The organism is Sphingomonas sp., from assembly GCF_024508665.1.
GTDB lineage: Bacteria > Pseudomonadota > Alphaproteobacteria > Sphingomonadales > Sphingomonadaceae > Sphingomonas.
In genome coordinates this window covers 583,091-596,106 of sequence record NZ_JANINP010000006.1, presented here as the reverse complement: position 1 = coordinate 596,106, position 13,016 = coordinate 583,091, and the positions used below count along the sequence as shown (strand labels likewise).

Annotated in this window: 13 protein-coding genes; 5 read left to right on the top strand and 8 right to left on the bottom strand. The window is 65.5% G+C overall.

What is annotated here, in order from left to right:
• Positions 1–115: 115 nt before the first annotated feature.
• From Q0L25_RS11750 to Q0L25_RS11735, 4 genes are read right to left on the bottom strand one after another with little or no spacing between them, the layout of a single operon-like run.
• Entirely contained in the window at positions 116–1,519 is a 1,404-nt protein-coding gene (locus Q0L25_RS11750) for a sugar porter family MFS transporter (protein WP_296614439.1), read from the bottom strand.
• A 24-nt stretch (positions 1,520–1,543) separates the two neighbouring features.
• Positions 1,544–2,407: an SMP-30/gluconolactonase/LRE family protein gene (locus Q0L25_RS11745; RefSeq protein WP_296614437.1), complete on the bottom strand. Its 864-nt coding sequence runs from the start codon at positions 2,405–2,407 to the stop codon at positions 1,544–1,546.
• The gene (locus Q0L25_RS11740) at positions 2,404–3,180 is read right to left on the bottom strand and encodes an SDR family NAD(P)-dependent oxidoreductase (protein ID WP_296614435.1); all 777 of its coding nucleotides are present in this window, start codon (positions 3,178–3,180) and stop codon (positions 2,404–2,406) included. Before Q0L25_RS11740 ends, Q0L25_RS11745 begins: the two co-directional genes overlap by 4 nt.
• Positions 3,180–4,328, bottom strand: coding sequence for a fumarylacetoacetate hydrolase family protein (locus Q0L25_RS11735; RefSeq protein WP_296614434.1), 1,149 nt, complete (start codon positions 4,326–4,328; stop codon positions 3,180–3,182). Before Q0L25_RS11735 ends, Q0L25_RS11740 begins: the two co-directional genes overlap by 1 nt.
• 172 nt (positions 4,329–4,500) lie before the next feature.
• On the opposite strand from Q0L25_RS11735, the gene Q0L25_RS11730 reads away from it, so the two are divergent.
• On the top strand, positions 4,501–6,582 hold the full coding sequence (locus tag Q0L25_RS11730) for a hypothetical protein (RefSeq protein WP_296614432.1): 2,082 nt from the start codon (positions 4,501–4,503) through the stop codon (positions 6,580–6,582).
• A 57-nt stretch (positions 6,583–6,639) separates the two neighbouring features.
• On the opposite strand, the gene groL is transcribed toward Q0L25_RS11730, so the two are convergent.
• Both groL and groES read right to left on the bottom strand, forming a co-directional pair.
• Complete coding sequence (groL, locus tag Q0L25_RS11725) at positions 6,640–8,259, bottom strand: chaperonin GroEL (RefSeq protein WP_296614431.1); 1,620 nt, start codon at positions 8,257–8,259, stop codon at positions 6,640–6,642.
• Between the two features lie 50 nt (positions 8,260–8,309).
• Entirely contained in the window at positions 8,310–8,624 is a 315-nt protein-coding gene (gene groES / locus Q0L25_RS11720; RefSeq protein ID WP_296614429.1) for a co-chaperone GroES, read from the bottom strand.
• Positions 8,625–8,892: 268 nt separating this feature from the next.
• Here groES and Q0L25_RS11715 point away from each other — a divergent pair, with 268 nt between their 5' ends.
• From Q0L25_RS11715 to Q0L25_RS11705, 3 genes are read left to right on the top strand one after another with little or no spacing between them, the layout of a single operon-like run.
• Positions 8,893–9,129, top strand: coding sequence for a hypothetical protein (locus Q0L25_RS11715; RefSeq protein WP_296614427.1), 237 nt, complete (start codon positions 8,893–8,895; stop codon positions 9,127–9,129).
• Complete coding sequence (locus Q0L25_RS11710; RefSeq protein WP_296614425.1) at positions 9,126–9,395, top strand: usg protein; 270 nt, start codon at positions 9,126–9,128, stop codon at positions 9,393–9,395. Before Q0L25_RS11715 ends, Q0L25_RS11710 begins: the two co-directional genes overlap by 4 nt.
• The gene (locus tag Q0L25_RS11705; protein WP_296614423.1) at positions 9,392–9,784 is read left to right on the top strand and encodes a hypothetical protein; all 393 of its coding nucleotides are present in this window, start codon (positions 9,392–9,394) and stop codon (positions 9,782–9,784) included. Before Q0L25_RS11710 ends, Q0L25_RS11705 begins: the two co-directional genes overlap by 4 nt.
• A gap of 90 nt (positions 9,785–9,874) precedes the next feature.
• Here Q0L25_RS11705 and Q0L25_RS11700 read toward each other — a convergent pair whose 3' ends face one another.
• On the bottom strand, positions 9,875–10,489 hold the full coding sequence (locus Q0L25_RS11700; RefSeq protein ID WP_296614421.1) for a hypothetical protein: 615 nt from the start codon (positions 10,487–10,489) through the stop codon (positions 9,875–9,877).
• Positions 10,490–10,590: 101 nt separating this feature from the next.
• Entirely contained in the window at positions 10,591–11,070 is a 480-nt protein-coding gene (locus tag Q0L25_RS11695; protein ID WP_296614420.1) for an Hsp20 family protein, read from the bottom strand.
• 280 nt (positions 11,071–11,350) lie between these two features.
• Here Q0L25_RS11695 and Q0L25_RS11690 point away from each other — a divergent pair, with 280 nt between their 5' ends.
• Positions 11,351–13,015 carry an MFS transporter gene (locus Q0L25_RS11690; RefSeq protein WP_296614418.1) on the top strand — a complete coding sequence of 555 codons (1,665 nt, stop codon included), beginning with the start codon at positions 11,351–11,353 and terminating at the stop codon, positions 13,013–13,015.
• The last annotated feature ends 1 nt before the right edge of the window (position 13,016 follow it).

Sequence of the window (13,016 nt, the reverse complement as noted above, 5' to 3'; positions counted from 1 at the left end):
GGCGGAGGGGGAGGAAACACTGGCGAAAGTTGGTTGCCGTCCGCCCCCTCCGTCGCCTCCGGCGACACCGCCCCCTGGCGGGGGAGGATGCTTTAGGATCCGCCCCGACCGATCCTCAGCCGGTCATTTCCTCGAGTTCCTTGCCCTTGGTCTCGTGGATGAACTTCTGGACCAGGAAGAAACTGATCACCGCGCACACCGCGTAGAAGGTGTAGCTCGTCGCGAGCCCCAACTTGGCGGCCATGACCGGAAAGCTCTGCGCGATCAGGTAGTTCGCGAACCATTGCGCGAAGCCGCACACCGCCAGCGCCGAACCTCGGATCTGGTTGGGGAACATCTCGCCCAGCATCACCCACATGACCGGTCCCCAGCTGAGGTTGAAGAAGATCACGTAGAGGTTCGCGGCGATCACCGCGGTGGTGCCGAGTTGCGGCGACAATTGGAGCTTGCCCGCGGCGTCGAGCGAGCCCTGGCTGAACGCATAGACCAGGACGAACAACGTCACCGCCATCCCCGCCGATCCGATCAGCAACAGCGGCTTTCGACCGATCCGGTCGACCAGCGCGACGGTGACCAGGCATGCGGCGATCGACACCACCCCGGACACGATGTTGATCAGCAGCGAGTCGTTCTCGGTGAAGCCCGCGAGCTGCCAAAGCGTCGCGCCGTAATAGAAGATCACGTTGATCCCGACGAGCTGCTGGAACACCGCCAGCAACAGCCCGGCCCAGACTACGGGACGGATACCGCCCTTGGCAGGGTCCAGGATGTCGCTGAGCCGCGGCCGGTGATCCGCGCTGAAACTGGCGCGAATCTCGCCGATCTTAGTCGCCGCGGTATCGGCGCCGAACAGGCTGGTCAGCACGCTTTCGGCTTCGGCATCACGGCCCTTCGACACGAGATAGCGCGGACTCTCCGGGATCAGGAACAGCGCTAGCAGAAAGACCGCCGCAGGGATCGCCTGCATCAGGTACATCCAGCGCCACGCCTGAAGGCCGCCGAGCATCTCGGTCGAGGCGCCGGCGGCGGCGGCGAGATAGTAATTGACCACGAAGGCGGCCGTCAGGCCCGAGATGATCATGATCTGTTGTACCGTCGTCATCCGCCCGCGGATATTGGCCGGCGCGACTTCGGAGATGTAGGCGGGCGAAAGAACGCTCGCCGCCCCTACCGCCATGCCGCCGATGATGCGGGCGATGACGAAGATCGGCTGGAGATGCGCGAAACCCTGGACCAGCGCGCCGCCCAGGAACAGCAAGGCGGCGATCCGCATCACATTGCGGCGGCCCATCCGGTCGGCGAGCGTGCCCGCGAAGAAGGCGCCGATGAAGCAACCGATCAGCAGCGACCCGACGGTGAAGCCCAGCCCGCTCTCGCTCAGGCCGAACGCCGCCTTGAGCCCCGGCTGGGTGCCATTGACCGCGCCGCTGTCATAGCCGAACAACAACCCGCCGATCGTCGCCACCGCGACGATCATGGCGATGAGGCCGCTATTGGCCCGTGTCGCTCCCCCGTTCATTCCACTCTCCCATTATCGTTCTTGTCATGATCTTATGGCGTTGACCGGCACGCCGGGGACCCCGGCGTCGAATGCGAAAAGGTGCCCCGCGAGCGGCTGCGCGTCGAGCGCGGCGGCATCGAGCGCGAGTTTGGCGGTGGTCGCATAGGCGGTCCGCAAATCGGCCCCGCCGAACGCGATCTTGGTAATATTGGCGACCGGAAAGCGCACCGTCTCGATCAGCGCGCCGGCAGGGTCGTAGCGCCGCGCGCTCCAGCCGCCGAACAGGCCGGTCCACACGCACCCGTCCGCATCGACGGTCGGGCCGTCGGGATGGCCATCGCTCTTGTCGATGGTGACGAACGGTCGCAGCGGCCCCAACGAGCCGTCGTCGTTGATCTCGGCCTGACCGATCGTGCCTGCGAACGTGTCGGTGACGTAAAGGATGCGACCGTTGGGCGAAATGGCCGGACCGTTGGTCACGATCGCCGACGGCAGCCCGATGTCCGAGACTTTTCCGTCTGCAAAGCGGTAGAAGCGGCCCGACGCTTGCTCCTCGCTATCGTCCATCGACCCGAACCATAAAGAACCGTCAGGACCGACCACCGCGTCGTTGAGCCGGTTGCCCGGCAGGCCGGGCTCGACTTCGACCCAGGCCGAGAAACTGCCGTCGGTCGGATCGAAGCGATGGAGACCCGTCTTGAGCCCCGCAGCCAGTCCGCCGCCAGCGATCGGCATCACCCAGCCCACCGGCGCCGGCGCGGCCCAGCGGGCCACCTCGCCATCATCGCCCAGGCGGTAGATGCACGGCGCCTTGATATCGACGAACCAGAGCGCGCCCTCGATCCAAACCGGCCCCTCGCCCAGCATTGCCCCGACTGGAGCGACAACCTCGGGCGTGCCGGTCACCGCCAGCCCGCATCGACGAAATATTCGTGGCCCGTGCACATCCGCGCGTCGTCCGAGGCGAGGAACAGCACCAGCGCCGCCACATCGGCCGGCTGGATGCGCCCGTCGAGGCATTGCGCGGCGACCAGTTCGGCCTCACCCTCGGCCGTGTACCAGCGCTGCTGGCGTGGCGTCTGGACGTTGCCCGGTATCACCGCGTTGACGCGGATTCCGTCGCGGCCGAGGTCGCGCGCCATCGACCGCGTCAGCCCTTCGATCGCCGCTTTGGCGGTCTGGTAGAGAAGCAAATCGGGCAACGCGAGATGCCAGCTGATCGACCCGAAATTGACGATCACCCCGCCGCCTGCGCGGCGCATAGACGGGATGACCGCCTGGCTGGCGAAGAATTGATGGCGCAAATTCACCGCCATCCGTTCGTCCCAATAAGCCGGGGTTATGTCGTCGATCTTGTGACGATCGTCATTGGCGGCATTGTTGATCAGGACATCGACACCACCGAGCTGTTCCTCGATCGCCGCGAAACACTCCTTGATGCCATCGAGATCGGTGAGGTCGCAGCGGCTGTAGAGCACGGCGTCGGCGCCGCCGAGCCGGTCGACCAGCGCGCGCGCCGCGTCGTCCTGCACGTCGACAAAGGCGACGCGGGACCCTTGCGCGGCGAACGCCTCGACCAGCCCCTCGCCGATCCCGGTCGCGCCGCCGGTGATCAGCACGCGCTTGCCGGCGAGACTCGGATAGCTCGCGCGGGCGCTATCGATGGCGGTCTGCAGCATCAGTTGGCGGCCTCGGCGAGCGCCGGTTGCGGCGCCAACAACCCGCGCGCGGCGAGGTTGCGCATCAGATCGCCGATCCCGAACGACCATGCCGGTGCCGCCTTCGCGCTGGTGACCTTGTTGACCAACGTGCCCAGCCTTTCGCTCGAAATCGTGACGATGTCGCCCTCCTTGTGGGTGAAGCCGCGGCCCGGCGCGTCGCGATCCTGGGTCGGCGCGAACATCGTGCCGAGAAACAAGGCGAAACCGTCGGGATAATGATGCTCGCTCATCGCCTGCCGCACCAGGTCGGCGGGATCGCGGCTGATCTGCGACATGCTGCTGGATCCGGTCAGGCGATAGCCATCCATGCCCTCGATCGTCAGGTCGACGACCGCTCCACGCACGTCGTCGAGCGTGAAGTCGCCATCGAACAGGCGGATCAGCGGGCCGATCGCGCACGCCGCATTATTGTCCTTGGCCTTGCCGAGCAGCAGCGCCGAGCGACCCTCGAAATCACGCAGATTGACATCGTTGCCCAAGGTCGCGCCGACCACCTCGCCATCGGCGTCGGCCACCAGCACGATTTCGGGCTCGGGGTTGTTCCAGGTCGAATCGGAGCGCACGCCGATCATCGCGCCGAACCCGACCGCCGACAGCACAGGAGCCTTGGTGAAGATCTCCGCATCGGGGCCGATCGCGACCTCGAGATATTGCGACCACATACCGTCGGCGATCAGCTTGTCCTTGAGCGCGGCCGCCTCGGGCGATCCCGGCACCACCGCGCGCAGATCGCCGCCGACATGCGCAGCAAGACGGTCGCGGATCGCCGCCGCCGCCCCGGCATCGCCGCGAGCGCGCTCCTCGATCACGCGCTCGAGCGTCGACACCGCAAAGGTCACGCCCGCCGCCTTGACGCACTGCAGATCGATCGGGCTCAGCCAGTCGAGCGTCTCGATCGGGCCGAGCCGTTCGCCACCGGCGGGTTCGAACAGGCGGCGCGCCAGAAGGTCGGAGACGGTCGGCGCCACGCGGGCCATATCATGCGCAACGCCATCGACAACGAGCACCGGACTCGGTCCGTCGGCACGCGCCACCCGGCCGACAAAGCGGCCTTGCCGCCAGTCGGCAGGCAGAAAATCGGCGGAAAGCGTTTCCCAGCCGGCCATGTCGAGCCATCCCCTCGTTGCTTTGGTAACGCTACCTTTACCGGGAAGGGCGGCATGTCAAGCCTGCCCATCGCCATTTCGGACATTATAGCCGTCGGACAAGCGCCTTTGTTAGCGCGGCTTTGCGATCACCCTGTGGAGATGCCGGCCGATTTGTTGCTAGGGCGTCCACATGTTCATCAAATTGCCGCGCAAGGTCGCCATTTTCGCAGGTCTGGCCGTCCTCGCGGCGGCGGGCAGCGTAATCTGGCTGCTAATAACGCTTGGCTGGTTCACGCCGCCTGCCACGCGGTTCGGTTGGCCCGTCGCCATGACCAATGTCGCCGGCGAGGGGGTGCGAGGACAGACCGACGGCGGAGCGGCAAAGGCGCGCTTCAGCGATCCCTTCGCGATCGTGATCGATGCGCGGGGCACCTTGTTCGTTGCGGACGCCGGCGATACCGGCCGCGTCCGCAAGATCGATCCGGATGGCAAGGTGACTACCTTGCCGGGGTCGTTCGATACGCCATCCGGCCTGGCTCTGGACACGGCCGGCAATCTCTTCGTCGCGGATACGGGAGCCAACGCAATCCGCAGGATCAGCCCGGCCGGCGTGATAACGACAGTCGCGGGAGACGGAGTGGCGGGATTTCGCGACGGCCCCGCCACCATGGCGCGGTTCAACGGGCCGATCGGCGTGGCGGCCGATGACAAAGGCAATGTCTATGTCGCGGACAGTTATAACGATCGCATCCGCGTCATCACGCCGGACGGCCAGGTACGGACGCTAGCGGGGCAGGATGTACCGGGCTTCGCCGATGGACGGGGCGCGGCCGCCGCGTTCGACACGCCGACCGGGATCGCGCTCGATCGGCATGGCAAGCTTCTCGTCGCGGACTCGGGCAACACTGCGGTCCGCAAGGTCGAGAAGGATGGGCGCGTCTCCACGCTTGCCCGTACCAATCCCAATGACGGCGCCGGCCTGTTGCAAGGGATCATCGGCCTGGCACCCACTTGGGACGGGTTCGTCTATATCGCATCCTATCGCCGCGGACGCGTGGTCGAGATGGCGCCCTCTGGAACGTTGCGCGTCCTTGCGGGGCCGGGGTCGGCGATCGAGGGAAATGCCGCGCTCCCGCTAACCGGGCCGTCCGGGCTCGCGGTCGATCGGTCGGGCGCTCTCTATGTCGCCGACGCCTCGGCCTATGCCATCCGCAAGCTAAGTCCGCGTCCTGCCGATGCGGCCCCAGTCCCTGCAGCGATTCCCCAACCCGCGGCCCCCGCCCTGGTCAGCAAGCCCGTTTTCCCCTGGCCGGTTGGCCCTCAGTTCGGCTGGCATGAAGTGGTCGGCGACATGGGGGAAGTGCGCGGCAATTATGATGGCGAAAGCCGCGATCATCTCCATGCCGGCCTGGATATCAGCGCGCCGGTGGGAGAGACGGTGCTCGCCTCTGCGGACGAAACCGTGCGCGATCCGCTACCCAATTGGGACGTCGAGGGCCTGAGCGAAGGGCTGCGCGTCGACCAGATGACCTATATCCATATGCGCGTCGGCCGCACTCCGACCGGTGCGCCGTTGGACGCCAGCCGGTTCCAGATCATCCGCGACGGCCAAGACCATGTCGTCCGAATACGCGTAAAGCGTGGCACCCGCTTCCGGGTCGGCGATCCGCTCGGCACGATCAACCGCATGGCGCATGTCCATCTCGAGCTCGGTGCGCCCCGCGCCAAGATCAATGCATTGTTACTGCGCTTTCCAAATTTCGGCGATCACGTTCCGCCGCATATCGACGACCTCTACATGCTCGATGCCAATGGCCAGCGCCTGAACGAAAAGCAGAATGGCCGGCTGATCGTTCCCGCCGCCGGCGGCGCGGTCGGCATCGTGGCGGAGGCATGGGATCAGGTCGACGGCAATGCCGCGCGCCGCCGCCTCGGCCTGTATGCGGCAGGCTTTCAGATCCTGAAGCAAGACGGCACGCCGCTACGCGGGTTCGAACGGCCGCGCATCACGATCGAGTTCGATCGCATGCCGACCTCGCCCTTGGCGGCAAAGGCCGCCTATGCGCCGTCCAGTGGAGACACGGTCCATAGCGACCAGCGGACGCGCTTTCTCTACGTCGTCACCAATGTCGTGCGGCATGGCCGTGTAATTCCGGGCGGCTGGAACCCGGCCAACCTTGGCCCCGGCAATTACACGATCCGCATCCATGCCGCGGACCGCGCCGGAAACGTCGCAGTGGCGGGGCGCGACCTCCCGATCACCATCCGCTGAGCCGGGACGCCGGCCCGCAAATGTGGAGCGCGGCCGCGCCGCGCTCCACGGTCTCGATCAATAATCCATTGCCGGCATCGGCGCGGCCTTCTCCTCCTTCGGCAATTCGGCGACCAGCGCCTCGGTCGTGATCAGCAGCGACGCCACCGACGCGGCGTCCTGCAGCGCCGTCCGCACCACCTTGGCCGGATCGATCACGCCCGACTTGACGAGGTCTTCATATGCGCCGGTCGCGGCGTTGAAGCCCCAATTATAGTCGGTGCTTTCGAGCAGCTTGCCGACGATATAGGCGCCATCCTCGCCGGCATTCTCGGCGATCTGGCGGACCGGTGCGCGCAGCGCACGCCGCACGATGTCGATGCCCGACTGCTGGTCGTCATTGGCCGGCTTGAGGCCATCGAGCGCCTTCAGCGAACGCAACAGGGCTATCCCGCCACCCGGCAGGATGCCTTCCTCGACCGCGGCGCGAGTCGCGTGCAGCGCGTCGTCGACACGGTCCTTGCGCTCCTTGACCTCGACCTCGGTCGCGCCGCCGACGCGGATCACCGCGACGCCGCCCGCCAGCTTGGCGAGCCGCTCCTGCAGCTTCTCGCGGTCGTAATCGGAGGTCGTGGTGTCGATCTGCTGGCGGATCTGCGCGACGCGACCGTCGATATCCGACTTGGCGCCGACGCCGTCGATGATCGTGGTATTGTCCTTGTCGATCGTGACCTTCTTGGCGCGACCGAGCATCGACACGGCGACATTCTCGAGCTTGGTGCCGAGGTCTTCGCTGACGACATTGCCGCCGGTCAGGATGGCGATGTCCTCGAGCATCGCCTTGCGGCGGTCGCCGAAGCCGGGCGCCTTGACCGCGGCGACCTTGAGGCCGCCACGCAGCTTGTTGACAACCAAGGTCGCGAGCGCCTCGCCCTCGACATCCTCGGCGATGATCAGGAGCGGGCGGCCCGACTGCACGACCTTTTCGAGCAGCGGCACCAGCGCCTGAAGGTTCGAGAGCTTCTTTTCGTGGATCAGGATATAGGGATCGTCGAGCTCGACCTTCAGCTTCTCGGTATTGGTGATGAAATAGGGCGAGAGATAGCCACGGTCGAACTGCATGCCTTCGACCGTTTCGAGTTCGGTCTCCAGGCTCTTGGCCTCTTCGACGGTGATCACGCCCTCGTTGCCGACCTTCTCCATCGCCTCGGCGAGGATACGGCCGACCTCGGCGTCGCCATTGGCGGAAATGGTCGCGACCTGGGCGATTTCGCTATTGGCGCCGACCTTCTTGGCGTGACTTTCCAGGTCCTTCACGACCGCGCTCACGGCGAGGTCGATACCGCGCTTGACGTCCATCGGGTTCATGCCCGCGGCGACCGCTTTCGATCCCTCGCGAACGATCGCCTGGGCGAGCACGGTCGCGGTGGTGGTGCCGTCGCCGGCCTTGTCATTCTGTTTGTTGGCGACCTCGCGCAGCATCTGCGCGCCCATATTCTCGAACTTGTCGGCGAGCTCGATTTCCTTGGCGACGGTCACGCCATCCTTCGTGATGCGCGGGGCGCCGAAGCTCTTCTCGATCACGACATTGCGGCCCTTCGGCCCCAGCGTGACCTTGACCGCATTCGCAAGCGTATCCACGCCGCGCAGCATGCGATCACGCGCGTCCGACGCAAATTTCACTTCCTTGGCAGCCATCCGATTTGACTCCTTTCTCTATCCTTCCTGAGATTTGGGAATGCAGGGCGTTATGCCGCCCGTTTGAGTTCGGCGGGGGTCTCGATCACGCCGAGGATGTCGCTCTCCTTCATGATGAGCAGATCCTCGCCCTCCACCTTGACTTCGGTGCCCGACCATTTGCCGAACAGGATGCGGTCGCCGGCGCGGACCGACAGTTCGACCAGCCTGCCGCTGTCATCGCGGGCGCCGGGACCGACGGCGACGACTTCGCCTTCCTGCGGCTTTTCCTTGGCGGTGTCCGGAATGATGATGCCGCCCGAAGTCTTTTCCTCGGCCTCGAGCCGGCGGACGACCACGCGGTCGTGCAAGGGACGGAAATGCATGCATAACCTCCAGTTGCAGAATATGATGTTAGGGCGCTTGCCGTTCGCGGCGAACGGGAAGCTGGCGAAAAATTAGGAAAGCCGATTTTTTCGGTCAAGAGCCGGAACGACATTTTTTGGCGCTCGTTGGCATAGAGTGCCAAAACCCAAAAACGGGCGGGTCGGAACAAGGCCCTTCCCCTTGACGGGACTGCGCAGCCGACCAAAATTCAGCGCCGGGCCGGCTGGCCCAAGAGAAAGGAGCGACTTTTAGGAAAGGAGGACAGCCATGTCGCAACCCGTCTCCCGATATCTTCACCCGATCGACGTCGCGCACCATCCCAGCCTGGAACCCGAGGTCAAGCGCGCCATTCTCGCCCACTGGGCATCCGACCGTGCCGCGGTCGAAGGAAAGCCCGCCTTGCGAAAACCGCCCGGCATGCGCCGCGCCGTTCCCGTCGACGACGTCCGGGCGGCGTTGCGCTCGCTGGACACCCCCTCCGGCGCCGGGTCGGCCCGTCAATGAGCGACCGCGCGTTCCTTGCCCAGCTCGATGGCTACGGGCTGACCACGGCGGAGCTGCATTATTATCGGCCCGACGCCCCGTCATTGCTCCAGCTGTTCGTCTGGCAAGAATATGATCTGGCGCCCGATTTTCCGGTGCTGCTCGCATTCCTCGATCATTGGCGGCGGGACATCGAGGCCGCGCTCCATTCGGTACGGATCGCGCACGAAAGATTGATCCGGCCGGCCGAATGGCGCGCGGTCGACGGCGTCATTCCGATTCAGTGACGCGCGGTCCGATCCGGCGCTGGCGGGAACGCGGCGGGCGAACCGTGCGGCTGTTGCTGACGTTCGACGACATCATGGAATTCGCGCTGGCGCTCCTGTCGCTCAGCCCAGCCGAGCTTCAAACGCTGGGCTGGAGCTTCGCCGATCGCAAACGCCTGCTCGATCACTTTCTCGCCTCGGGCAGGGCGGCGCAAAGGGTGCGGCCCGAACAATTGCCGACCATGCCGATCGACCTTGCCGTGCCGCAACGCGACGTCGACCGGTTGCAGCTTTTCGCACGCCGCGAGCTTCCCAAGGCAGCCAGCAACGCGGCCATGCTCGACCGCGTGCTCGTCGCGCTGGACGCGGCGTCGCACCGCGGACCGGCCGCATCAGACGAAGCGCGGTGAAATCGTGATCATGGCGTGAGCGGCCCGGCCGCTCGGCGAGGATCAATGCAGGAAAGTGGAGAGCGGCCCGCGGGCCGCTCTCGCGAGTCTTCAGATCGTCGGCGTCGCGTCGTGCGGCTGTACCGCCGCGCCCTTGCTTGCGGCCACGGTTTTGGCCGTCGCACCCGCGCCCGCCGTTCCGGGCGACGAATTGCCGTCGCCAGCGCAATCGCCCGAGCTGGCCGAGATCAGCTTCGGCGGCTGTTGGGGTCCTTGCGACGTTACTTGCCAGGACCGGGTGCAGACGCGGTTGCCATCGCTAGTCGACACGAAGCGATAGCTGACCGCCCCGGCGGGGAGGTTGCCGAACGCGGCGAGATCGGGCCGGCCAGCCTTACCGGCCGGAACCGGCTGGAACGCAGCCGCGGTCATCGCGGCGGCCTGGCGGTCCATATCGGCCATGATCCGGTCGATCATCGCGAACGGCGCCGCATCGAACGGATCGGCAAGTTGGACGGGCACGATACGGAGCATGGGGCGCAGCGCCGGAGCCGACGAGTCGACCCGAACCTTTGGAGCGACCGCGCCCTGATATTCGATCCGCGCGACCGACCCATCGGGCAGACCGACCGCCATCACATGAGTATCGTTGCTGGCCGCCATCGCGGTTCCCGCTACGCCCAGCGTCGCGATTCCCGCCAAGACGGCCGTACGAAGTTTTCGCATCAATCGTCCTCCATCAAGATGACATGGGGGTCCGAAAATCTATCCGGCGTAGCTGAACGCCGGATGACCGAACGCGCCGCAGCTACGGCGCGTTCGCTCCGTCACGCCGCTTCGACGATTTTATTGGCCGGCGCATCGAGCCGTTCCGGCGCGGCCGAGCCGTGCCCGATCTCGATCTTGCGCGGCTTCATCGCTTCGGGAACGACCCGCTGCAAGGCGATCGTGAGCAGGCCATTCTCGAAACTGGCCGACCTGACCTCGATGAAGTCCGCCAGCTGGAACCGGCGCTCGAACGGACGCGCGGCGATGCCGCGGTGCAGATATTCGCCCCGGTCTTGGTCCTCGGCACGCTTTCCGGTGATGGTCAGCAAGTTCTGTTGTGCGACCACCTCGATCTCTTCCGGGCGGAAGCCGGCGACGGCGACGGTGATGCGATAGCTGTCCTCTCCGTCGCGCGCGAGGTCGAACGGCGGATAGCCGTCGAGGCCGTCGCCACGCATTCCGGTTTCGAGCAAGTCGAACAGACGGTCGAAGCCTACCGTCGAACGCCGATACGGCGCAAAGTCGAAATTGGTTCTCATCTCCAAATCCTCTTCATGAGCAATCTGGGCATGAGACGCGCCGGTAGAAGAGCCGACGCTCTCCATGTCCAACCGGACCCGGTACGGCGTCCGGCGGCGATGAGGTGGGAAGGGATTATCGTGGGATCAAGGCCCTCATTGCTCGCTTGGCGACGGAGTCTCCCAGCTTCCCGGATTTGGCCTCAACTCGCCTGTATCCACTCCGACACTGGCGCATGGAGCGAAAGCTGGTAACGCTTGGGATCCGGCGATCGATGGCCGGCATGCGAGGGGCAGACGCGTGACGGATTATGTCTTCAAGCCGCACGAAAGGCCGACCCTCCCCGGCTCGCCGGCCAACCCCGACCATCCTGCGAGCAGGCGGCTGATCTACTTCCTGATCGGGTGCCTGATCGGGATCACCGGCGGACTGGGCAATGCGCTCGTCACGGTAAACCTCAATTTCGCGCAGGGGACGCTCGACCTCTACACCAACGAAAGCGCCTGGCTGACCGGCGCCTATTTCATGACCAACGTCACCGCCAACCTGTTGCTGGTCAAATATCGCCAGCAATACGGGCTGCAGCCGTTCATCCGCTATTCGCTGGTCGCCTATGCGGCGACGACGCTGATGCATCTGTTCGTCCACGGTTTTTGGACCTCGGTGGCGGTGCGGGCGATGAGCGGCATCGCGGCGAGCGGCCTGTCCACCTTGACCATCCTCTATTTCTTCCAGTCGTTGCCCGCAGCGAAGCGGCTCGCCGGCGTGATGATCGGGATCTGCATCCCGCAACTGGCGACGCCGTTCGCGCGCATCCTGTCGCCGCACTTGCTCGAATGGGGCGACTGGCACAATCTCTACTGGCTCGAACTGGGGCTGGCGCTGGCGACACTGGCGGCGGTGATGAGCCAGCCTTTGCCGCCCAGCGAGCGCGAAAAGGTATTCGAACCCGCCGACTTCCTGACCTTCGGCCTGCTCGCCCCGGGTCTCTGGGTGCTGATCGCCGTCCTGTCCGAAGGGCGAATCGAATGGTGGACCGACCAGCCGTGGATCGGCTGGGCGCTCGCCGCCAGCATCGCGCTGATCGCTGCCGCGGTGATCGTCGAGCACAATCGCGCCAACCCGCTGATCAACACGCGCTGGCTGGGCAGCCGCGAAATCGTGCGGCTGATGGTGGTTGCCGCGTCGGTGCGTATCCTGCTGTCCGAACAGGCCTTCGGATCGGTCGGCCTGCTCAATGTGCTCGGGCTGATCAACGACCAGATGGTCACGTTGAACTGGATCATCGTGCTCGCCTCGATCGCCGGACTGGTGACCGCGGTGCTGACCTTTCGGCCGAGCGATGTCGCGATGCCGATCAGCGTCGCGGTGATCCTGATCGTGATCGGGGCGTTCATGGACGCCGACGCCACCAACCTGACGCGGCCTAGCAGTTTCTATGTCAGCCAGGCCCTGATCGGCTTCGCCTCGCTTCTGTTCCTGGCCCAGGCGATGGTGATCGGCATCGCGCGAACGTTGCTGGCCGGCGGCCGCAACTTCGTCAGCTTCGTCGTGCTGTTCGGCCTCAGTCAGAGTGTCGGCGGACTATTGGGCGGAGCGCTGCTCGGCACCTTCCAAGTCGTGCGCGAGAAATTCCATTCGCACGAATTGGTTCAGCGCATCGTGGCGACCGATCCCTTGGTCGCGGCGCGATTGCGCGCGAGCGGCGGCGCGATCGCCGGCGTTGTGGGAGATCCGGCATTGCGCAGTGCGCAAGGCGCCGCGCTGCTGAGCCAGCAGGTTTCGCGCGAAGCCAATATCCTGGCCTTTAACGACGTGTTCTGGGTGGTCGGGGTGCTCGCCATCCTGATGGCGTTATGGGGATTCCTGATCCGCTGGTCGATCTGGCGGCGGGGCGAGACATCGCCGGTTGTGTTGCTTCAGCAGCAGATGCAGGCTCAGGCGCAAGCTCAAAAGGGGCAATGAG